Origin of the sequence: Mycobacterium sp. SA01 (assembly GCF_041287105.1) — a bacterium.
Lineage (GTDB): Bacteria > Actinomycetota > Actinomycetes > Mycobacteriales > Mycobacteriaceae > Mycobacterium.
In genome coordinates this window covers 225,681-247,880 of record NZ_JBGGNO010000018.1, presented here as the reverse complement: position 1 = coordinate 247,880, position 22,200 = coordinate 225,681, and the positions used below count along the sequence as shown (strand labels likewise).

The 22,200-nt window shown below is 67.0% G+C and carries 13 protein-coding genes; 6 read left to right on the top strand and 7 right to left on the bottom strand.

The window, feature by feature from the left end:
• Positions 1-3 precede the first annotated feature (3 nt).
• Together dapF and hflX are read left to right on the top strand one after the other, a co-directional pair.
• Complete coding sequence (gene dapF / locus AB4879_RS14170; protein ID WP_370508084.1) at positions 4-873, top strand: diaminopimelate epimerase; 870 nt, start codon at positions 4-6, stop codon at positions 871-873.
• A gap of 72 nt (positions 874-945) precedes the next feature.
• Positions 946-2,346: a GTPase HflX gene (gene hflX, locus AB4879_RS14165; RefSeq protein WP_370508083.1), complete on the top strand. Its 1,401-nt coding sequence runs from the start codon at positions 946-948 to the stop codon at positions 2,344-2,346.
• A 31-nt stretch (positions 2,347-2,377) separates the two neighbouring features.
• On the opposite strand, the gene AB4879_RS14160 is transcribed toward hflX, so the two are convergent.
• The 3 genes from AB4879_RS14160 to AB4879_RS14150 form a co-directional block, all read right to left on the bottom strand.
• On the bottom strand, positions 2,378-3,340 hold the full coding sequence (locus tag AB4879_RS14160; protein WP_370508082.1) for a hypothetical protein: 963 nt from the start codon (positions 3,338-3,340) through the stop codon (positions 2,378-2,380).
• Positions 3,337-4,002: a hypothetical protein gene (locus AB4879_RS14155; protein WP_370508081.1), complete on the bottom strand. Its 666-nt coding sequence runs from the start codon at positions 4,000-4,002 to the stop codon at positions 3,337-3,339. The genes AB4879_RS14160 and AB4879_RS14155 overlap by 4 nt, the downstream gene beginning before the upstream one ends.
• Before the next feature lie 201 nt (positions 4,003-4,203).
• Positions 4,204-6,486, bottom strand: a complete 2,283-nt coding sequence (locus AB4879_RS14150) for a molybdopterin-dependent oxidoreductase (protein WP_370508080.1) — start codon at positions 6,484-6,486, stop codon at positions 4,204-4,206.
• A 137-nt stretch (positions 6,487-6,623) separates the two neighbouring features.
• Between AB4879_RS14150 and AB4879_RS14145 the strand changes: the two genes are divergently transcribed.
• On the top strand, positions 6,624-7,796 hold the full coding sequence (locus tag AB4879_RS14145) for an acyl-CoA dehydrogenase family protein (protein WP_370508079.1): 1,173 nt from the start codon (positions 6,624-6,626) through the stop codon (positions 7,794-7,796).
• Between the two features lie 221 nt (positions 7,797-8,017).
• On the top strand, positions 8,018-10,147 hold the full coding sequence (locus AB4879_RS14140; RefSeq protein ID WP_370508078.1) for an LGFP repeat-containing protein: 2,130 nt from the start codon (positions 8,018-8,020) through the stop codon (positions 10,145-10,147).
• 18 nt (positions 10,148-10,165) lie between these two features.
• Here the strand turns inward: AB4879_RS14140 and lexA are convergent, their stop codons facing one another.
• The gene (gene lexA, locus AB4879_RS14135) at positions 10,166-10,825 is read right to left on the bottom strand and encodes a transcriptional repressor LexA (protein WP_102806565.1); all 660 of its coding nucleotides are present in this window, start codon (positions 10,823-10,825) and stop codon (positions 10,166-10,168) included.
• Positions 10,826-11,038: 213 nt separating this feature from the next.
• On the opposite strand from lexA, the gene AB4879_RS14130 reads away from it, so the two are divergent.
• Entirely contained in the window at positions 11,039-11,521 is a 483-nt protein-coding gene (locus AB4879_RS14130) for a LysM peptidoglycan-binding domain-containing protein (RefSeq protein WP_102806566.1), read from the top strand.
• 89 nt (positions 11,522-11,610) lie between these two features.
• A complete protein-coding gene (gene nrdR, locus AB4879_RS14125; RefSeq protein WP_370508077.1) occupies positions 11,611-12,075 on the top strand; it encodes a transcriptional regulator NrdR in 465 nt (154 codons plus the stop codon).
• Positions 12,076-12,077: 2 nt separating this feature from the next.
• Here the strand turns inward: nrdR and AB4879_RS14120 are convergent, their stop codons facing one another.
• The 3 genes from AB4879_RS14120 to AB4879_RS14110 form a co-directional block, all read right to left on the bottom strand.
• Positions 12,078-12,764 (bottom strand): PhzF family phenazine biosynthesis protein, encoded by a 687-nt coding sequence (locus AB4879_RS14120; RefSeq protein WP_370508076.1) that lies wholly within the window; start codon positions 12,762-12,764, stop codon positions 12,078-12,080.
• Between the two features lie 56 nt (positions 12,765-12,820).
• Positions 12,821-16,024 (bottom strand): right-handed parallel beta-helix repeat-containing protein, encoded by a 3,204-nt coding sequence (locus AB4879_RS14115; RefSeq protein WP_370508075.1) that lies wholly within the window; start codon positions 16,022-16,024, stop codon positions 12,821-12,823.
• Positions 16,025-16,377: 353 nt separating this feature from the next.
• The gene (locus AB4879_RS14110) at positions 16,378-21,822 is read right to left on the bottom strand and encodes a beta strand repeat-containing protein (RefSeq protein ID WP_370508319.1); all 5,445 of its coding nucleotides are present in this window, start codon (positions 21,820-21,822) and stop codon (positions 16,378-16,380) included.
• Positions 21,823-22,200 lie beyond the last annotated feature (378 nt).

The window sequence follows — 22,200 nt, the reverse complement described above, 5'->3', positions numbered from 1 at the left end:
CGCATGATCTTCTCGAAGGGGCACGGGACCGAGAACGACTTCGTGCTGCTGCCCGACCTGCCCGCGCAGCTGCAGCTGGCGCCCGCCGCCGTGGCCGCGCTGTGCGATCGGCGCCGAGGGCTCGGCGCCGACGGCGTGCTGCGGGTCACCACCGGCGCGGCGGCCGTCGATGCCGGTGTGCTGGACCGGCTGCCCGAAGGAGTGGACAGCGGCGACTGGTACATGGACTACCGCAACGCCGACGGCTCGATCGCCCAGATGTGCGGCAACGGTGTTCGGGTGTTCGCGCACTACCTGCGGGCCAGTGGCCTGGAGCAACGCGACGAGTTCGTGGTCGGCACCCTGGCCGGACCGCGCCCCGTGGTCGTGCATCACGCCGATGCTCTGACAGCCGAGGTCACCGTCGACATGGGCAAGGTCAACCTGCTCGGGACCGGCACCGCCACCGTCGGCGGCAGGCACTTCACCGGAGTCGGCGTCGACGTCGGGAACCCGCACCTGGCCTGCCTGGATCCCGGTCTCACCGAACAAGCGCTGGCCGACCTCGACGTCGCCGCGCCGGTGGTGTTCGACCACGGGCAGTTCCCGGACGGCGTCAACGTCGAGGTCCTGACCATCGCCCGCGATGGCGCCGTCAGCATGCGGGTACACGAACGTGGTGTCGGCGAAACGCGCTCCTGCGGAACCGGAACGGTCGCCGCCGCGGTCGCGGCCCTGGCCCACCTCAATCTGTCCACCGGCACGCTGCGTGTCCGCATCCCCGGCGGGGAGGTCACCGTCGAGGTCACCCACACCTCCAGCTCGCTGCGGGGCCCGTCGGTCCTCGTCGCGCACGGCGAACTCGCCGACGACTGGTGGGCGGCCCAACTCTGACGGCACGTTATTCAGGTGCACGACGTTGGACACCCGTGGCACCATCGATTACCGCATATGACAGAAACGCCTATGACAAAAGCTGACGCGCCCGACCCCAGCGTCGGCGAACTCGCGCTCGAAGACCGCGCTGCCCTCAAACGGGTAGCCGGGCTGTCCACCGAACTCACCGACATCTCCGAGGTCGAGTACCGCCAGCTTCGGTTGGAACGGGTCGTCCTGGTGGGGGTGTGGACCGAAGGCAGCGCCGCCGACTCCGAGGCCAGCCTGGCCGAACTGGCCGCGCTGGCCGAAACGGCCGGTTCCGAGGTGCTCGAAGGGCTCATCCAGCGCCGTGACAAGCCCGACCCCTCCACCTACATCGGCTCCGGCAAGGCTCAGGAGCTGCGCGAGGTCGTGATCGCGACCGGCGCCGACACCGTGATCTGCGACGGCGAGCTCAGTCCCGCGCAGCTCAACGCGCTGGAGAAAGTGGTCAAGGTCAAGGTCATCGACCGGACCGCGCTGATCCTGGACATCTTCGCTCAGCACGCCACCAGCCGGGAAGGCAAGGCGCAGGTGGCGTATGCCCAGATGGAGTACATGCTGCCGCGGCTGCGTGGCTGGGGTGAATCGATGTCCCGCCAGGGCGGCGGCGCAGGCGGCAGCGGCGGCGGCGTGGGTACCCGCGGCCCCGGTGAGACCAAGATCGAAACCGACCGGCGCCGGATCCGCGAACGGATGTCGAAGCTGCGCCGCGAGATCAAGGACATGAAACAGATCCGCGACACGCAGCGCAGCCGGCGGTTGCACAGCGACACCGCGTCGATCGCGATCGTCGGCTACACCAACGCAGGCAAGTCCAGTCTTCTCAACGCGCTGACCGGCGCCGGTGTCCTGGTGCAGAACGCATTGTTCGCCACCCTCGAACCGACCACTCGCCGAGGCGAATTCGACGACGGACGACCGTTCGTGCTGACCGACACGGTCGGTTTCGTCCGGCACCTGCCCACCCAGCTGGTCGAGGCGTTCCGCTCCACGCTGGAAGAAGTGGTCGACGCCGACCTGCTGGTGCACGTGGTCGACGGCTCCGACAGCAATCCGCTGGCGCAGATCGAGGCTGTCCGTCAGGTCATCCGCGAAGTGCAGAACGACCACCACGCGCCGCCGGCCCCGGAGTTGTTGGTGGTCAACAAGATCGACGCGGCCGACGATTTGATGCTGGCTCAGCTGCGTCGCGCGCTGCCCGGTGCGGTCTTCGTCTCGGCGCACACCGGTGAGGGATTGCCGCGTCTGCGCGCCCGGCTGGGTGAGCTCGTCGAGCCGCGGGAGATCACCGTCGACGTGACGATCCCGTACGACCGGGGCGATCTGGTCGCGCGGCTGCACAGCGACGGCCACGTCGATGCTGTCGAGCACACCGAAGCGGGCCCCCGCCTGAAAGCCCGGGTGCCCGCCGCGCTGGCCGCAGGCTTGCGGGAATACGCGACGTGACCGCGGATCGGGTGTACTGACGCGTGAACGATCAGGTGATCCGGGGCGGGTCGCCGGTACCGTCGCGCCGAAGCCGGATGAAATGGCGCGCGCCGACAACCATGATCGCCGCCGCCAGCACACCATTGGCGACGGCCAATGCGAGCGTGGCTCGGCCGGTGCGCTCGGCGCCGGGGCCGAAGCTGGCGCGGAAGGCGGCGATGTCACCGTAGGCAAGCACAGCGGTCTCGTTCACCGCGGGGGCCTGCTTGTCGCTTCCGGTGGTGTGGGTTGCCCCCGGCTGCCCCCAGAACACCACCGGATCGCCCGCGCGCAGTCCGCATTCTTCTACCCGGTAGCCGCTGGCCGGCCAGCCCCAGGCCTGCCGCACCGAGCTGATGCCCTGCGCCCAGGCCTGGGAATCGTCGGCGAGGTGCAGGGTGAACGACGATGGCAGCCACGGCTGTATCCGTGACGGTGCGGGAGGCCCGATGTTCTCGCACTGGTACGACGCCAGCAGGGTGCTCATGTCGCGGCGTTGGCCGGGCGTTCGCTCGCCGAGGCGGCCTTCGACGAGTACCCCGTAGATCCGGTGGCGGGGCGCGCTGTTGCGCCAGTCCAGGATGCCCTCGCCGGTGCGGATCTCAGGCAGTGTCGCGAACTGCAGTCCGTCGTCGGCGATGCGCCACAACATCATGGCGACCGCGGTGAAAGCCGCCGCCAACACTGCGCACAGGGTGGCCGCCGCCCATCTGTCGGCGCGGCTTCGCAGGCGGGGGAGCACCACCACGACAACGGCGACCGACAGAATAGTGACGATCACCGTGCCCCCGAAGGTCTTCGCCGCCCGTTCGAAGATCGCCGTGACGGTTGGACCGGTAAGCAAGAATGTGACGGCCAGCGCCACCGCTGATCCGATGGCCACCACGCACAGACGCAGCGCCTTGTCGCGCCAGCGGGAGGACAGCGCAGCGGTGGCGGCCGCGATGGCCAGCCACGCCGCGACCAGGTTCATCGACGGAGGTCTCCGAGTGCGATACGGCAGGCGAGACCGAGCTCGACGAAGTCCTGCAGGCACTCGGGTGCGCGCGTGGCGTCGCTACGCACCCGCACGGTGACGCCGTCGGTGTCCAGGGTCACCGCCGGCTGATCGCGTTCATCACCGTGACGTGCGCACCAGGCACAGACGGCATCGGCGACAGCGGTGAGTTCGGGGCCATCGCGGTCGGCCGTCACGAACACCAACAGCCGCGGGTCGGCCGAGCTGAGCGGCCTCAGCCGGGCGCCGTCGCCGAACCGGGTCAACCCCAGCCAGCCGCGTGCCGGACCGGCCATGGAACCGATCAGCCCGATCGCCATGTCGCGCAGTGGACCTGGCGGTGAAGGCCCGGCGAGCAGTGCGCCCTCGGGATGGCTCGGCCACGCCGACGACCACGTGCTCACGACGATATGGGTGGACGACGGGGATTGCTGCGCGGCGAAGGAGCGCGAGGTGCGGACCTCCCAATCGCCGTGCCCGGGTCGCACGGTCGTCGAGTCGCCGTTGCGCAACCGCATCCAGCCACGCTCGCCGAGCAACGCATCGAAGCGCGCCCGCCGTCGACGGGACCGGGCGAGCAGCGCGGCCACCCCGAGGCCACAGACGATCGCGGCGAGTACCGCCACTGCAATCGCCATCCGATCCATGAAGCCGCCCGTTCTTGAGGACACCGCGCCTTGCCTCGGTGCGAGCGTAGCCAATCGCGACGCGTCAGGCGCTGTTCCATGTCGTGCAGCTCTCCGCCGAGGGTGGACAGAAGCTGACACCGCGGTAGCGGCTCATGTCCCGGAGACTGACGGCGGGTTCACGTCCCCGCTCGGTGACGGTCACGACCCTGGCTATCGGATCTCCGGGGGGTGGTGCGCCCGTACCGGCGGCAGCGGGCCGTCGAACTTCTCCACCTGCACCAGCACGGCGGCGCCGGTGCAGCCTTGGGCCAGCGACGAGGTGCCGACGTCGTCGGTCAGCACGTTGGGATTGCCGTGCACGCACATCGAGTCCGGGTCCGAGGGATCCAGCGGGTCGTACCACGCTCCGGTCGACAGCTGCACCACCTGCGGCCGCAGCCCCTCGTCGAGGACAACTCCGGCCAGGCACGATCCGCGGTCGTTGAACACCCGCACCACCTCGCCGCCGGACAGGGCGCGCTGCGCGGCGTCGGACGGATGCATCCGGATCGGTTCGCGGCCCTGAACTTTCGCGTTCTGGCTGACCGCACCGCCGTCGAGCTGGCCGTGCAGCCGGGTCGCGGGCTGGTTGGCGATCAGGTGAAGCGGAAAGCGTTGGGCGCGTTCGCCGCCCAACCACTCGATGGGTTCATACCAGCGGGGGTGCCCGGCGCAGTCCGGATAGTCGAAGCCCGCGATGTCGTCGGAGAAGATCTCGATCTTGCCGCTCGGGGTGGCTAACGCGTGCCGCCGCGGGTCGGCGCGGAAGTCGGCCAGCAGGGTCAGCCCGGTCTCGACCGGAAGCCGCAGGACGCCGTCGGCCCAGAACTGGTCGAAGTCGGGGACCGCGAAATCGATTTCTGCGGACCACTTTTCGTACATGTGCTCGAGCCATTGCCGGGCGGTGCGGCCTTCGGTGAACTGCTCGGCGAAGCCCAGCCGCTCGGCGAGCGCGGCGAACGTGGTGTAGTCGTCGCGGGACTGCGCGAAAGGCTCCGCCAGCGCGGGCATCGCCACCAACAGGGGGTCGTTTCGGGACCCGGAATAGTCGTCACGCTCGAACGCGGTGGTGGACGGGACGACGATGTCGGCGTGCCGTGCCATCGCGGTCCAGTAGGGCTCGTGCACCACCACGGTGTCGACGCGGCCCAGCGCCCGACGCAGCCGCGGCAGGTTCTGGTGATGGTGAAAGGGATTGCCACCGGCCCAGTACACGCATTTGATGTCGGGATAGGTCAGAGTGCGGCCGTTGTAGGTGAACGTCTCACCGGGGTGCAGCAGCATGTCGCTGATCGCCGCGACCGGGATGAACGTCCGGACCGGGTTGACCCCCTGCGGCAGCGACGGCAGCCGATGCCGCAGCGGCGGCAGGCCGGGTTCGTTCATCGAGCCGTACCCGTGGCCGAATCCGCCTCCGGGAAGGCCGATTTGGCCGAGCATGGCCGCCAGTGTCAACCCCATCCACGGCGCCTGCTCGCCGTGCCGGACGCGCTGCAGTGACCAGCTGACGGTGACGATCGTGCGCCGTCCGGCCATCGTCGTGGCCAGGTCGGTGAGGACCGCGGCGTCGATGCCGCAGATCCCGGCGGCCCACTGCGGCGATTTCGGCACGCCGTCCTCGGTGCCGAGCAGATACCGCTCGAACTGCTCGTAGCCGGTGCAGTAGGTGTCCAGGAACTCGCGGTCGGCGAGGTCCTTCGTGGCCAGCACGTAGGCAAGGGCCAGCATGATCGCCACGTCGGTTCCGGGGACGGCGGGCAGCCACTCGCACTCGCCGTCGACGTCGCTGCGCAGCGGGCTGATCGAGACGATCGTGCCGCCATTGGCCCGGAATCGGTGCAGCGCGTCGCGGGCCGGGTGCCCGGTGGTGCCGCCGTGGTTGATGCCGGTGTTCTTCAGGTTCACGCCGCCGAAGCAGACCAGCAGATCGGTGTGCTCGACGATGACGTTCCATTCGGTGGACCGCTTGAACAGGTCGTCGTGGGTGCCGACCACCCGCGGCATGATGACGCCGGTGGCTCCCAGGCTGTACGAGTGCCGCGAAAATGTATATCCGCCAAGTATCTTCAGGAATCGATGCACCTGGCTCTGGGCGTGGTGGAACCGGCCCGCGCTGGCCCAGCCGTAGGATCCGCCGTAGATCGCCTGGTTGCCGTAGGTGTCGACCACCCGGCGAAGTTCGCCGGCGAGGAGCTCCGTCAGCTCCTCCCAGTCCAGTGCGACGAACTCGTCGGCGCCGCGGGCGCTGCTCGGCCCGGGCCCGTCGCGCAACCAGCCGCGGCGGACGGCGGGTGTGGCGATGCGCGAGGAATGTCGTAGCGACCCGGGCAGGTTGCCGAGCAGGGGAGACGGGTCGGTATCGCCGGGAAACGGGGTGACCGCGATGATGTCGCCGTCGGCGACGTCGGCGCGAAACGCTCCCCAGTGGGCGAGGCTGCTGCGGGCGTCGGGCACCCCAGGAGTCTAAGTGGCGGCGCTTCCACCAGTGACTTTGGCGAATCCGCCGGTTGCCACGCAGGGCCACCGTGACGACCAACCATCCGGTTGGTTATCCTCGTCTACAAACCCACAGCGCCGTCCGGAGGGAAGTCATGGCTGTCGAGAAGAACGCAACCGTCAAGTACGAGCGGACCTTGTTCGAGCCCGAGCACGAACTGTTCCGCGAGGCCTACCGGTCGTTCCTCGAGCGGCACGTGGCGCCTTTCCACGACCAGTGGGAGAGGGACAAGATCGTCGATCGCGGGGTCTGGCTGGAGGCCGGCAAGCAGGGCTTCCTCGGCATGGCCGTGCCGGAGGAGTTCGGCGGCGGCGGCAATGCGGACTTCCGCTACAACGTCATTCTGACCGAGGAGACCGCGGCGGCCCGCTACAGCGGCCTCGGATTCGGCCTGCACAACGACGTCGTCGCGCCATACCTGCTGGAACTGACCACCGAGGAGCAGAAGCAGCGCTGGCTGCCCAAGTTCTGCAGCGGCGAGTACATCACCGCGATCGCCATGACCGAGCCCGGCACCGGCAGCGACCTGCAGGGCATCAAAACCCGCGCGGTCAAGCAGGGTGATCACTACGTGCTCAACGGCTCGAAGACGTTCATCACCAACGGCATCAACTCCGATCTGGTGATCGTGGTGGCCCAGACCGATCCCGAGAAGGGCGCGCTGGGCTTCTCGCTGCTGGTCGTCGAGCGCGGCATGGAGGGCTTCGAGCGTGGCCGCCACCTGGACAAGATCGGCCTGGATGCGCAGGACACGGCCGAACTGTCCTTCACCGATGTCAAGGTCCCGGTCGAGAACCTGCTCGGCGAGGAGGGCCAGGGCTTCATCTACTTGATGCAGAACCTGCCGCAGGAGCGCCTGAACATCGCGGTGATGGCGGCTGCCGCCATGGAGAGCGTCCTCGAGCAGACCCTGCAGTACACCAAGGAGCGCAAGGCGTTCGGCAAGCCGATCGGCAGCCAGCAGAACAGCCGCTTCCTGCTGGCCGAGCTGGCCACCGAAGCGACCGCGGTCCGCATCATGGTCGACGAGTTCATCCGGTTGCACCTCGACGGCAAGCTGACCGCCGAGCAGGCCTCGATGGCCAAGTGGTACGCGGCCGAGAAGCAGGTCCACCTCGTCGACCGCTGCCTGCAGTTGCACGGCGGCTACGGCTACATGCGCGAATATCCGGTGGCCAAGGCCTACCTGGACGCCCGCGTTCAGACGATCTACGGCGGCACCACCGAGATCATGAAGGAGATCATCGGACGCAGCCTGGGCGTCTGACCCCGCAAGCGGGGCTGAACTGCGGTTTTGGTTCCCCGTCACTCGGCTGCCGAAGCGGCGGGCGCTGGTGATGCGCCCCGGTTTGTCCTGGGGATTTAGGGTGTTTTCCCCCGTCAACGCGTCGGTTATCTCGTAGAAACGCCGCGTGTCGTGAGGTGCTGAAGCACAGTTGACACGGAGGATGAGGGGAAGCATCTTGACCGACACTGCGGGGAGAGTGCATGACCAGGCTTGGAAGTCGTCTCAGTAGAGGCGTCGGGCGGATGGCGCTCGGCGTCTTGGCGACGGCTGCGGCCGCGCTGCTGTGGGCGCCCGGGGCGATCGCGAGCCCCGAAACCGACGCGAGCGACGCCATCAATCAGGCGTGGGAGACCGCTGGCGGCGATGGTTCTCCGGTGGGCACCAAGGACGGCGACGTCTACGCCGTCGGCGACGGATTCGCCCAGAACTTCAGCGGCGGCAAGATCTTCTTCACCCCGGCCACCGGCGCCCACCTGCTCTTCGGGGCCGTCCTGGACAAGTACGAGGCGCTCGGCGGTGCAGCCGACAGCGACCTCGGATTCCCGACCATCGACGCGGTCGCGGGTCTGGTTGGGCCGGACAGCCAGGTCAGCACGTTCAGTGCCAGCGACAAGCCGGCCATTTTCTGGACACCGGCCACCGGCGCGTGGGTGGTACGCGGCGCGATCAACGCCGCGTGGGACAAGCTCGGCGGCTCGGCGGGCACGATGGGCGTCCCCACCGGGGAAGAGACCTTCGACGGTACGGTGATCAGCCAGAAGTTCACCGGCGGCGAGATCTCCTACGACACCGCCGCGAAGACGTTCACCACCGTGCCACCCGAGCTCGCGGCCAACTTGGCCGGCGTCGAGGTGCCCAGCGACGCGACGACCGCGATCAACCAGGCGTGGCGGGCCGCAGGGGGGCTCGCGGGACCGCTCGGCGCCCGCCAAGGACCGCAGCAGGCGATCGGCACCGACGGCGCCGCGCAGGATTACGCGGGCGGCAAGATCTTCTACTCCCCGGCCACCGGCGCGCATGCGGTCACGGGCGCGATCCTGGCCAAGTACGAGGCGCAGGGCGGCCCGACCGGAGACCTGGGACTGCCGACCGGAACCGAAGCGGACGGCGGCGCGCCCAACAGCCGGGTCAGCGCTTTCAGCGCCGCCGATAAACCGGTGATCTTCTGGACTCCCGACAACGGTGCCATCGTGGTGCGCGGTGCGATCAACGCCGCCTGGACCAAGCTGGGCGGTGCCACCGGCAAGCTCGGTGTACCGACCGGCGAGCAGAGCGTCAACGGCGACACCGTGACACAGAAGTTCAGCGGCGGCGAGATCTCCTGGAACAAGGCCAGCAACACGTTCACGACCAAACCGCCGGAACTCGCCGGTTCGCTGTCCGGTGTTCAGGTTCCGGCCGCCGGGCCGCAGGCCGGCCAGGCGGGCAGCAAGTCCGGCAACGGTTTCACCTTCCACTGGTGGTGGCTGCTGATCATCGTCCCGGTCCTGTTGCTGCTGGCCGTGATCGGCCTGGGCGTGCTGTGGCTGCAGCGCCGCCGCAGCGGTGGCGAGGAGATCGACGACGACTTCGACGACTCGGACTACGACGACGATCATTGGCCCAGTGAGGTCACCGGCGAGGCTGATGCCGCGGCCGCGTCGCGCTTCTCGACCTACCCCGACGGCGGCGTTCCGCAGGTCGCCGCCGCGCCGGGGTTCGGCTGGGCGCCCACCGAAGACGAGAAGTCGCAACCCGGATCCGAGGACGTATTCGACGGCGACGAGGACTCCATCGACACCACGCCGACCCGCATCCCCGCCGAGGCCGCCGAAACCGGCGGGTACGAGGCAGACGAAGCCGACGAGGTGCCGGCGGAACTCGAGTACGCCGAGGTCGAGGAGATCGAGGACGACGAGTCGAGCGATTCAGGCCGCCATGCGGCGGTGAATCTCGGGGAGTCGCAATCGATGTGGCGGCTCGACATGGGAGAGCTCGGCACGCCGCGGCGTCGGCGCGCTGCCGAGCCCGAGCCCGAGCCCCCACTGGAGCCCGAGCCGGCACCGGAGGAGATCGTCGAGTCCGACGTCGTCGACATCGAGGAAGACTCCACGCAGCCGGCGGAAGTCCTGCAGTCCGACGTGCACGCCGAAGCGGCAGCCCATCGTCCGGCGATCCACCTTCCGCTCTCGGATCCGTATCAGGCTCCCGAGGGCTATGTGGTCAAGGCCAACACACATTCGGGGCTGTACTACACCCCGGACTCGGCGCTGTACGACCACACCGTGCCCGAAGTGTGGTTCGCCAGTGAGGAACTCGCGCAGGCGAATGGTTTCCACAAGGCGGAGTGAGGCTTTCGCCCCGGTCCGCTAGACCTTGCGGAGAACGGTCACGACCTTGCCGAGGATCGCGGCGTCGTTACCGGGAATGGGGTCGAACGCCGGGTTGTGCGGCATCAGCCACACCTGGCCGCTGGTGCGCTTGAACGTCTTCACCGTTGCCTCGCCGTCGATCATCGCCGCGACGATGTCGCCGTTGTCGGCGACGTTCTGCTGACGGACCACGACCCAGTCGCCGTCGCAGATCGCCGCGTCGATCATGGACTCACCGACGACCTTGAGCAGGAACAGCGACCCGTCGCCGACCAACTCGCGCGGTAGCGGGAACACGTCCTCGACGGCTTCCTCGGCGAGGATCGGGCCGCCGGCGGCGATGCGTCCGAGCACCGGCACGAACGTCGGTTCGGGGAGCGCGTCCGAACCGGCAACCTCGGTGCGCACGTGGCTCACCGCGTCGTCGGCTCCGCGCACGTCCACCGCACGCGGCCGGTTGGCATCGCGGCGTAGATAGCCCTTGCGCTCCAGGGTGCGCAGCTGGTGAGCCACCGATGACGTGGATGTGAGGCCGACGGCGTCGCCGATCTCACGGATGCTGGGGGGATAGCCGCGGCTGGTGACGGAGGCGCGGATCACGTCGAGGATGGTGCGCTGCCGCTCGGTCAGCCCGGATGTCTCACTGCGCTCGCTCATAGGGCCGAATCTAGCCGGGCCCGCGTCAAAATTCAAACATTTGTTCGACCGTGTCGCGATTCGGTGTTCTCGGTGGCCGGCGGAGCAGAACTTGTCGGTGGTCGGATTTATTCTTCGAACACGCTCGCTCACATGTTCGGTTTTCGAACGGATGATCGAGTATATTTCGAACACAAGAGCGAACCGGGGCGGCCCTGAAGGAAGGACACGGACGTGACAGTCATCGATGATCGACAGGTTTACATCTCGGCACCGGTGTACCGGCGGACGGCCGGCGCGCCTGTTTCTCCTGCTCGGCGCCGTCCGGCCGGCGTTCGTGCCCACCGGCCGCACCCGGCACGGCCGGCCATCACGCCGATGCGGTACCGGGGCACGGGGGTCGCGGTCTCCCGAGCACCGCACACCCGCAGGCCGGTCAGCACTGCGGTCACGATCGCGCTGGCGGGAGTGGCCGCATTGATCACCCTCTGGCTCGGTATGGTCGGCCACTTCAGCGCCGCGCCCGCGGCCACCGAGCAGATGCCGGACCAGCTCGCCGTCGTCCAGGTTCAGGCAGGGGAGACGCTGCAGCAGCTGGCCGGACGGGTCGCGCCGGATGCGCCCGCCGGACAGGTGGTGCAACGCATCCGCGATTTGAACAAGCTCGAGTCGGCGTCGCTGGACGCCGGGCAGACGCTGATCGCGCCGATCGGCTGACGGCCGTGTTGGCCGCAGCCGCTCCCGCGGACGGCGCAGGTAGGCTCTCAGTGGTTCGACGTATCGGGCCACTGAGCGAAGGAGCGGTCATGCACTGTCCGTTCTGCCGCAACCCGGACTCCCGTGTTGTCGATTCCCGCGAGACCGACGAGGGCCAGGCCATCCGGCGTCGCCGCTCCTGTCCGGAGTGCGGCCGGCGGTTCACCACTGTGGAGACCGCGGTGCTGGCGGTGGTGAAGCGCAGCGGCGTCACCGAGCCGTTCAGCCGGGAAAAGGTCGTCAGTGGCGTTCGCCGGGCCTGCCAGGGCCGCGATGTCGATGACGACGCGCTCAATCTGTTGGCCCAGCAAGTGGAGGACACCGTGCGGGCGGCCGGCTCGCCCGAGATCCCCAGCCACGAGGTCGGACTCGCCATCCTGGGCCCGCTACGTGAACTCGACGAGGTCGCCTATCTGCGATTCGCGTCGGTGTACCGCTCGTTCAGCTCAGCCGAGGACTTCGAGCGTGAGATCGAGGCGCTGCGCGCCCACCGGGCCGTCGGCACCTCCGGCTGAGCTCAATCGAGCTGTCGCACACCGTCGCTGACCACTCTGCCGGCAATCAGCACCCACCCTTGCGCGTCCCACGTCGTGAAGATCTGCGATCCCTTGCCCTGGGTGATCGTCAGGTCGCGGCTCAGGTAATCGGTCACCCGTGCCGCCGCGGATCCGGTGGCCTCGTCCTCGGGCACTCCGAGATCGGCGGCGAACATCCGCGACCGGATGTGCCCGCCGTCGCGATCCAGCCACGCCCACAGGTAATGCTCCGCGTCGTCGGAGTAGTCGTCCGGGTCGGCGGCCAGCAGTTCGTCCACCGAGTCCAGGTCATGAATGGCGAACTCCGGCGACCACTCGGCCCGAACCCGGATCACCGTGCGCTCGTCGTCGTAGGCGACCCCGACGATGCCGGCCGGAACCTGAAGGGTGTGAATCGGCGTGCCGCGCTCCCGCAGCCACCAGGCCGCGCCCACGGTGGGGTGCCCGGCGAATGGCAATTCCGTGGCCGGAGTGAAGATGCGGGCGTGCGCGGTGGTTGACCCGTCAGCCGGCAGGTCGATGAATATGGTTTCGCTGTAACCTAATTCGGTCGCAATGCGCTGGCGGTCACCGGCCGGCACGGTTGCCGCGTCCACCACGCCCAGCGGATTGCCGAAATTGCCGGCTTCATCGGTGAACACCCGCAACACGGTCACGTCGACGGTCATGATTCGACTTTACGACGCGGCGGGCCCGGCTCTCCACGGTCGGCGGATCTGCGTGTTCACGCGGGAATCTGCGCATTGACGGAGAACTCCGACGTGTCACCTTCGGAACTGGTGGCGGTCATGGTGATGTAGCCACCGGCGGTGACGTTGGCCGGCGCCGGGATACTGACGGTGTTCGATCCGTGCACAGCGGACAGCGTCTGCAACAGCTGTTGGCCCTGTACGGGGATGGCCGTGCCGGCGGGCGAGTAGAAGATCTGGACGGTGTACTCGCCAGAGTCGGGCGGAGCAACGGTGAACGACACCGTCAGGCTTCCCGCGTTCAGGGTCGCCGAGTGCACATCGGGCGGCGGCTGGTTGTTGTTCGCGCCGGCCTCGAGATGGATCCCGACGCCCCCGGTGCCACCGTTGCCGAAGATGGAGTTCGACAGGATTTGGTTGCCGCTGCCCGCACTGACGAGCACGCCGTCACTGCCGTTGTCGAGGACGACGTTGTCCTCGACCACGGTGCCCTGTGCGCCGTCGATCTGAATACCGTTGCCGCCGTTGCCGCTGATTGCGAAATCGCGGATTACCGAACCGGTGGCTTGTCCGATCACGACGCCGCTGTCGGTGAACCCCAGGATCAGACCGCCACCGGTGAATGCAGCCGTGACGCCCTTGCCGACCGAGAGACCTTTGTCGGCCGAGAAGCCGAGGTTGCCCGCCAGGGCAACATAACCCGGTGCTGTGACGGTGGCGGAGCCGCCGGCGGTCGCTGTCACTGTCAACCCACCCAGTGGGTTGGTCACACCCACATCGCCGTTGAGGGTGGCCGTCTTGCCGTCACCGGGGGTGAGGCTCAGCTGGTAGCCGCTGCCGGCGTTGGCGTCGATGCGTCCGTTGAAGGTGATGTCACCGCCGGTGATGCTGGTGGGTCCGGCCAGCGTGGTGGCCCCGCCGACCGAGAACGATCCGCTCGACACCGAATAGCCGCCGTTGAGGGACACCGCATCGGCATAGACCTGGCTGCCTGTGGTCGTCACCGACGCGGTACTGGTCGACCCGCCGGCGTCCGTCGTCAATGCGGCCAGTGGTTGTCGGCTGCCAACCTCCCGCGCGAATGTGGTTGTCCCTTCCGAGTCGAGAGCAAGAGATTCGGCGCCGGTGCCGGCGTCGACGGTCCCGGAGAACCTGACGTCACCGTTGCCGGCCTGTACATGGGTGTCGCCGAGCACGGTCGTCACACCGGCGACGGAGAAATCGCCGTTGCCGGTGCTGTAGTTGCCGGACAGGTTTGCGTTCTGGCGATAGGTTTGCGATCCCGTCGTGGTCACCGACTTCAGCGTCACCGTCGACTGCCCGCCGGTCGGTCGCAACCAGATGATCTGGTCGGCGACGTCGAACATGACGTCATATTGGTTGTACAGATTCAGACCCGTGTTGACATTCTGAATGCCACCTGGCTCGCCCTGTTGATAGTTGACCAGGTTCACCGACCCGTTGTCGCCCGCGACGAACGTCCATCTCAGCGGCGGTCGGCCCATGGCGGTCGGAAAGTCCGCGATGAAGGTTGTCCCCCGCTGTAATTGGCCGCTGTCGTTGTAGGGATCCCCGCCCTGCCCCTGCGTGCGGATGCCCGTCGACGGCGCACCGCTGTCGATGAGGGACGGAAGCGTGGAATTGACGCCGATCTGCTGTGCCGGCTGGTCGCCTTGTTGAGCGCTGTAGCTGGGGGAGAAGCCGAACCAGCTCAACACCGGGTAGCCGGATACCGGATACGTTCCACCGCCGGGTTGCGGGGTGACGGGCACTGCATACGGGAACTGGTCCCGCAACGCGTCGGTGACCCCGACGGTCAACTGCGGCGCAATCCCGATGGGGCCCAACTGCACCAGGAAGCCACTGGACAGATTTCCGGGAAGCTGAAGCAGCGGATTCGCCAACGCGCTGCCGAGGCCGGGAACCATCAGTGTGTCGAAGGAGGCGCCGAAGTCGCCGAAGAAATGGTCTTCGACCGGTGGTGCGTCGGGATTGGCGAAGTCGAATGTGGTGTCCTTGTTGGTGTTTCCACCGTTGAGGATCGCGGCAAGCTGGATGGGCTGGCCGGTGGACACCGTCTGCGTGCCCGTGCCGATCGTGATGCGGGTATCGGCGACGACCCCGTCGAAGTAGTTCCCGGAGGAATACGTCTCCGAAACCGGAGTGGCGGTCAACGGTACGTCTTTCCAGAATGCGGAGTTGTAACCGGCGAAGAACGCCACTCCGCCGGTGTCGAATTCGTACATCTGCGAGGGGTTGTCGCCGATTGCGACGTCGATCCCGTATTTGACCTGTGCCTGGCCGGTTGTGCTGAACTCCGGCAGATAGTGCAGCGGCACGGTCGCGGTTTGGGTCGACTGCGGAATGACCAGCGCGGCGATGCCCTGGGTGAGCAAACTGGCCAGCGGGGCCTGACCGCCGACTGCGGCACCAAATGTGGTCGTGCCCAACGCCGTCACCGTCAGCGATTGCTTACCCGCTTGCGCGGCGTCGACCGTTCCGGCGAACAAGACATCACCGTCGCCCGCATCGATGGACACGTCGTCGGCGAGGACCACGGATCCGTGGATGCTCACGGCGTGATCGCTGCGAATGGCGCCACGCAGCACGAGCGTGTCGCCTGGAGCGACCGACGCGCTGACGGCACCGTCCACAGAACCGGTGGAATCGAAACGGATCGAGTCGATTTGGGACGTCTGCAGGCTGGCGAGCACCTTTCCGGATGTCAGAACCAGGCCGGCGCAACCCGCATTGCCGGGATTGGTCACTGTCACAGTCGTATTCGGCGTGGTGGTGAACGTCGTCGCGCGCACAAATGACGGGTCGCCCGATATCTGCAGGGTGGAGCCGGTCTGCCGCAGGTAGACCGCGCTGCCGGTGTTCACGGCGACGGTCAGCGCGGTGCCGACCTGGCTGGCGGTGACACCCTCGGGCACCAGGAACAACGTGCGTCGGATCAACACCAGCGCTCCGGCGACGAGATCGGAAATCGGATTCGGGCCGAACGTGGACAACCAGGTGAATGCGGAGTTGAACACATGGTTGACCGCGGCGGTGATCCCCTGGGCGATCGAGGGGGCCGCGGCACCCCAACAGACCGCGCAGTCGGTGCCGAGTATCGATGCCGCGGTCGGGCCGGCCAGGCGGGCCGGCGGGGTGGCGGGCTCCGCGGCGGAGGTGTCCCCCGGGGCGGGGCGGGCCGACCCACCTTGTGTGCCGTGAGCCGGAGAGGTCGACATCGGAACGGATGCCGGCGCCACGGCGGTGCCCCGCGGCGTCGAGGTCCGCTCCGCTCTGCGTCGGGATGCGCCCGGCAGGTCCGGTCCCGATGGCGCACCGGATGCGGGGTCGAGTAAAGCTGTTGTCGGGGCTTTGGTTCCGGGCTGTGGCCGCCCGGTGGGGTACCTGGGGATCGGCCGGTCGGCTGTGCGGCCGGAGCGGGCCCCTGCGGGCTTGGATTGGGCTGCCGCCGGCGCGGCGGACGGGTCTGTCCCCGTCGAATCGGCTGCGGCAACCCCAAGGTGTGGCCCACCCAACGAGATCCCCAGGACGAACGCGGCGGTTCCCAGCCGTGCGGCTTTGATGAACATCGTCACACGTCGCTCACGGGCGTGGAGAACTCGGAGGTGTTGGCCGGCGCCGTCACCGGTGTGGCGGTGACGGTGATCCACTGATCGTCGGGTCCGACCGAGAAATCTTGACTGAAGTCACCGGCCGAGGTGGTGAACGATCCGAGTAGATGCCGACCCTGAGCGTTGACTCCTTCGGACGGCGGTGACCCGAATACCTGGACCTCGAACTGTCCGGAGTATCCGCCCACCGCGGTCACCGTGCCGTGCACCCGCACCTGGGTTTCGTTGTCCACCAACGTGGCTGATACCGAGCTGGGTGCCGGTTGTCCGCCATTTGCGCCGTCAGTCAGGGCGATTCCGTGGCCGGCGTTGGAATGGATGGAATTGGACAGGATCGAGTTGCCGGTCGACGTCGCTGCGCTGACCGCGACACCGTCACCGGTGTTGTGGGCGATCGTATTGGCGTTGAGCACATTGTCGGCGCCGATGATGCTGACACCGTCTCCGCCATTGTCTGAGATCGTGTTACCGGTGACCGTCAGATTGTCCACTCCGGTGGGGGCGTTGGGATTTTCGAAGTGCGCGGCGGTGAACTCGCCGTTGCCGGCGAATGCATCCTGCGCCTGCTGGGTGGATCCGACCTTGAGGCCGAAATAGCCTCCTGCTGCGTCGTAGAGGTAGTCGAAGGCGGCGAAGACATCGCGTCCGGTGTTGAAGAACTGCTGGCTCTGGGGTGCCATGTTCTCGGTGTAATTGCCTGCCAGAGGGTTGAAGAACGCGACATCGGTGGGAGCGAGCAGGTTGTCCGCGCGGACGATGCTGCCGGTGGAATCGGTCTGGAAGTGGTAGCTGACACCGGAATTCGAGCCGCCGGAATTGAGCAGGTCCACGGTCATCTTTCCGGAGAACGACGACGTGGGCGTCTGACCCGGCAAAGTGAGGATCCCAGTCGGAATTCCCATGTCGATCACGAGCTGACCGGTGCCGTATGTGGTGTTCTCGTAGGTGACCGTCCCGGTCGCCGGTTGCCAATCGGGCGCGCTCTGCGTTCCCTGTTGCAGGCCGGTCGGGGCCAGATCGGTGTAGGCGAAGCCGGTTACGGCGCTGTCCAGGCCGAGAGTCACCCCACCGGCGGACAGAACATACCCCGGGCGCATGGCGCCGTCCTGCATCTCGGTGAGGTTCAGGAAGGCGTTGTAGGCCTGATTGTATTCGTTGGTCGTCGGTGCCGTGCCCTGACCGGATCGATCGAATCCGATGCCGAAGTTGGCAACCGGGGCCAGTAGTTCGTTGCCGTCCACGATGTTGTCGGCGTAGTTGGCCCACCAGCCGCCCGGGATTGTGACGGTGCCCTTACCCGGGCCGGCCGACGGATTGGTCACGATGGTGGCCTGCTGTGTCTGACTGCCATTGGTGATGACGATGGTGCCTGTGGACACCGTTGTGCTGAACGTCGTGTTGGGTACCGTGCTGCCTGGCATCGGAGTCATCGAGGCGCCCACCGCGCTGACCACCAGCACAGGGACGCTGGCCTGTGCCCTGCGGCTCTGATCGGTGCCGTTGGCGTCCACGTATACCGACTGCGAGAACGTGATGGGAAGCTGGACCCAGTCGCCGAAGAAGAGCCTGTTGGAGCTGTTGAGGTAGACGTAGCCTTTGCCCAGTTGTGTTCCCTGGCCGGTGATTTCGGCCGGAAGTTGAAGGGCGTCGAAGTAGAGTCCGCGTGAGCCGGTGTCCAGGTTGACTGTCACATTCGTTGTGCCGTGCGGAGCCGCACCGATCTGCAGCTGGATCTGTGGGTCGGCCGGTGGGGTGGTGGGGTCGTAGAAATCCGGATTGTTCGCATAACTGACGACGTAGTGACCGAGCCCCGCGGTGTAACCGGTCAGCGGATTGCCGCCGGCGGTCGTGGCCTGGCCGACACCGGCGCCGAGGGAGATTCCATCGGAGCCGTTGGCTGAGATCGTATTGCCGGTGATCACAGTGGAGGTGAAGTCGCCGGTGGCGAATTCGATGCCATGCAGCTGGTTGTCCTTGATCGTGTTGCCGGTGATCAGCAGACCCTGCACGCCACCGGGCGCGAAGATGCCGCTGCGAGCGTTGTCGGTGATCGTGTTGTCGTAGATCGTGGTGCCGGTATAGAGGCCGGGAGCGAGGACGATGCCGTGCGTGTTCGGGCCGGGGGTGACGTAGAAGCCCCATTCGTTGGTCTCACCGGTCGCCCCGATCGTGTTGTCACGGATGGTCAAACCGAGCACCGGTGCGGCAGCTTCGATGCCGAAAGCAGAATTGCCGTAGATGGTGTTCTCGGCGATCACCGTGCCGGCGAAGTCGACCGGGACACCGGAGCTCGCGTTGTCGAGGCCGAGCTGAATACCGTCGTAGACGTTGCCTGCGACGTGGAATCCGCGAACCTCCGATCCTTGCGATCCGCCCTGGAACACGATGCCGCTACCGGTGAAGCCGGTGATCGAGCCACCGGCGCGCAGGCGCACGGTGGCGCCGTCCCCGATATCGATGCCGGTCTGGCCCGAATTGGCCAGTGAACCAACAAGGTTGACCGTGTCTGCAGCAGTGACGCTCGTGTTTTTGTCGATGGTCAAGCCGCCCAGCTCGCTGGTGCCGCCGACTTTGGCGCCGAAGCCGACCGCCCCGCCCTGAGCCGACACCTCCAGTGTGAACCCGGTCTTGACCGGGCTGACACCGGTATCCGACGGAAGTTGCTCGATCTGGGAATCGATCGTTCCGGCGAAGGCGATCGATCCGTCACCGACGGTGATGCTGCTGGGTCCGGCCAGCACCGTCGACTTCCCGGCGGCGAACGAACTGCCGGAGTACGCGCCGTTGATCGATAAGTCGTCGTGATAGGTCTGGCCATCCGCCGTGGTGACACCCGACGTGACCGTCGAGCCGGGCGTGTCGGTGGTCAGACTCTTCAGGGCCGCCAGAGCTCCGACTTGGCGAACGAAAGTGGTTGTACCGCTGGCATTGACGGTCAGCGATTGTCCACCGGCCGCCGTGCCGTCCACGGTTCCGGAGAACGTTGCATCACCGGAGCCTGACTCGACGGTGACGTCACCGGCGAGTCGAGTGACCCCGGAGATCGAGAACGCCCCGCCACCGGTCGCATAGGTGCCGCTGAGGATGGCGTTCTGGCCGTAGGTCTGGGCTCCGGTGGTCGCCACCGACTGCAGGGACACCGTTGACTGACCGCCGTTGGGGCGCAACCAGATCACTTGTTTGGCGACGTCGAACATGATGTCGAAATCGTTGTAGAGATTCAGGCCGGTGTTGACGTTCTGGGTGGTGGTCGCGGCCCCGCTGCTGCTGTCGTAACCGACCTGATCGACCGAGCCGTTCGTGCCCGCGGTGAATGTCCACGTCAGCGGTGGGCGCCCCTGCGTGGTCGGAAGCTCGGCGACGAAAATGGAACCCGGCTGTAATGCCGAATTGTTGGCCGTCGAGAGTGGATACGGTGTCGGCGCGCCGGGCAGTCGGACACTGGTCGACGGCGCACCGCTGTCGATCAGCGAGGGTAGGCATTGCTGCGCGCACTGGGCGAAGGATTCCGTACCAAGGGGGATCAGTAGGCCGGTGTCTTGTTGCGTCACGAAATACTCTGCGGCGAAGCCGAATTGCTGCAATACCTGATATCCGGAAACCGGATACACGCCGCCGCCGGTCAGTGCGCTCACCGGCACCGCATACGGGAATTGTGCGCGCAGCGCGTCGGTGACACCCACCGTCAACTGCGGTGGCGAGCCGATCGGGCCCAGCTGGGCGAGAAAGCCGCTCGACAGATTCCCGGGCAACTGGAACAGTGCGCTCGTCAGGCCCTGCGCCTGATTGTCAACCGGTTGCACACCGAACGCAGCTCCGAAATCTCCGACAAACCGCCCATCCCACGGGGTGGCGTCGGGATCGGAGAAATCGAATACCGAACCGTCATTCTTGTTGCCGCCGGCGACGATCGCGCCTATCTGGATCGGTTGCGTGGTGACGCTCTGCTGGCCGGTTCCGATCGTGATCGTGGTGGTCGTCGCGACCGCATCGACGAAGTTGCCTGAGGTGTAGGTGATGTCGGAGGAGTTGGTTCCGAGCTGGACGTCTTGCCAATAGCTCGGCGTGTAACCAGCGTAGAACCCGTTGCCGCCGGAATCGAACAGGTATGTGCGCGGAGCATTATCGCCGATTGCGACATCGATGCCGTACTTGACCTGTGGACGCCCGTCCGCCGAGAACGTCGGCATGTAATGCAGGGGAATGGTTTTCGAGTCCGCCGATTGAGTGATGTCGATCGGGGCGATGGCGCGGGTGGTCAGGCTGGCCAGCGGATTCCGGCTTCCGATCGCTGCTGCGAACGTGGTCGTCCCGAGTGCACTGACCAGCAAGGACTGCTTGCCTGCTTGCCGGGCATCGACGGTATTGGTGAACACCGCATTGCCGGTACCGGCGTCGATTTCCACATTCGAGGCCAGCAAGACCTGACCGTCGATGGTCACGCCTTGTGACCCGCGAACCGCGGTTCGTATCGAGATCGGCGAGGAGGCATCGGTCAGCGTGACGGTGCCGCCAAATGCGGCGCCGGGGCCGAATTCGATTGAATCAATCTGGTTGGCAACGAGATTGGCCGCGACGGTACCCGTCGCAAAGTCAAAGCCCGCGCACCCGGTGGCTCCCGCATTGCTGACAGTGACATCGGACAGCGACGGCGCCGCGAACTCTTGGGCTCCCCAGAACAGGGGATTATCCGCAACCTGCACCTGAGATCCGGACTGCCGGAAGTACGCCACGCTGCCACTGTTGACGCCGACGGTCAGTGCGGTGCCGACCTGGGTCGCGGTGACGCCGGTCGGAACGAAGAACAGGGCCCGCCTGATGAGGACGAGTGCCCCCTCGATGGATGTCGAGATCGGATTGCCGGGACCGTCGTCCAGCAGCTGATAGGCGACATTGAACAGGTGATTGGTCGCCGTCGTGAGACCTTGCGTCACTGTGGGTGCGCCGACACCCCAGCAGGCAGCGCACGGTGCGGCGAACGGTGCGGCCGGCGCGGATACGGCGGGACGCACGGCCCGCGCGGACGCGGCGCTCGGCGTCGGGGCAGAAGATCGCCGGTCCAGGCGGGCGGTGCTGGCGGTCGGTGAGGCTGAGGACAGTGGCCGTGCGAGGCGCTTCGATGTACCGACGCCAGGGCTGGCCGGGCGGGCGGTGGAGGCGCGTACGCCCTGCTTGCTGCCGGGGTCTTTCTTGGCCGGTGCGGTAGCCCCCGGGTGATCGGCCGAACCACCGGTGTCCGCGTTGGCGATACCGACGCTGCCTGCCAGCACGGCCCCCATGCCGAGCGTCGCCGCTCCGATGCCCAGCCATGCCGTTACGCGCAGCGGCCGCCGCTTGATTCGTGTGCGACGGTTCGCGCGGTTACTGTCCGGGCGCTGAGCTAAGTGTCCGCCGGTGTCAGACATGTCGTTCACGAGGACCCCCACTGCACTCGTCCCGTCACACAGAGAAGCCATCAAATCACAACCACGCCGCAGGCAATTGGCGAAATCGTCAAAATCGCGATCGCCCGCGGGGCGGGTGGATCGATCCGGTCAAATCGCAGATTACGGGTCGCTCAGCAGTGATAATGCCGATCAGCGGGCGCGGCGTTGCGCGTGAGGCCAAGTGGCCCAGGTTGCCTCGCTGTGCGTGCCGGCGGCGCGGTGGCGATGTGGTTCGCGATCGTCCGACAGCCGGGTCGCAGTGTTAGGCGCGGACCCGGGCGGGCGGTGTCACGCAAAGCGAACGCCCGGGCATGGCAAACTTCGCCTAGATGTCTATCGGTTCCGCTCGGCGCATCC

Bases quoted from the DNA above. Each gene is read 5' to 3' on its own strand.
- dapF (WP_370508084.1), top strand. From the start codon at position 4: ATGATCTTCTCGAAGGGGCACGGGACCGAGAACGACTTCGTGCTGCTG.
- hflX (WP_370508083.1), top strand. From the start codon at position 946: ATGACAAAAGCTGACGCGCCCGACCCCAGCGTCGGCGAACTCGCGCTC.
- AB4879_RS14160 (WP_370508082.1), bottom strand. From the start codon at position 3,340: ATGAACCTGGTCGCGGCGTGGCTGGCCATCGCGGCCGCCACCGCTGCG.
- AB4879_RS14155 (WP_370508081.1), bottom strand. From the start codon at position 4,002: ATGGCGATTGCAGTGGCGGTACTCGCCGCGATCGTCTGTGGCCTCGGG.
- AB4879_RS14145 (WP_370508079.1), top strand. From the start codon at position 6,624: ATGGCTGTCGAGAAGAACGCAACCGTCAAGTACGAGCGGACCTTGTTC.
- AB4879_RS14140 (WP_370508078.1), top strand. From the start codon at position 8,018: ATGACCAGGCTTGGAAGTCGTCTCAGTAGAGGCGTCGGGCGGATGGCG.
- lexA (WP_102806565.1), bottom strand. From the start codon at position 10,825: ATGAGCGAGCGCAGTGAGACATCCGGGCTGACCGAGCGGCAGCGCACC.
- nrdR (WP_370508077.1), top strand. From the start codon at position 11,611: ATGCACTGTCCGTTCTGCCGCAACCCGGACTCCCGTGTTGTCGATTCC.
- AB4879_RS14120 (WP_370508076.1), bottom strand. From the start codon at position 12,764: ATGACCGTCGACGTGACCGTGTTGCGGGTGTTCACCGATGAAGCCGGC.
- AB4879_RS14115 (WP_370508075.1), bottom strand. From the start codon at position 16,024: ATGTCGACCTCTCCGGCTCACGGCACACAAGGTGGGTCGGCCCGCCCC.
- AB4879_RS14110 (WP_370508319.1), bottom strand. From the start codon at position 21,822: ATGTCTGACACCGGCGGACACTTAGCTCAGCGCCCGGACAGTAACCGC.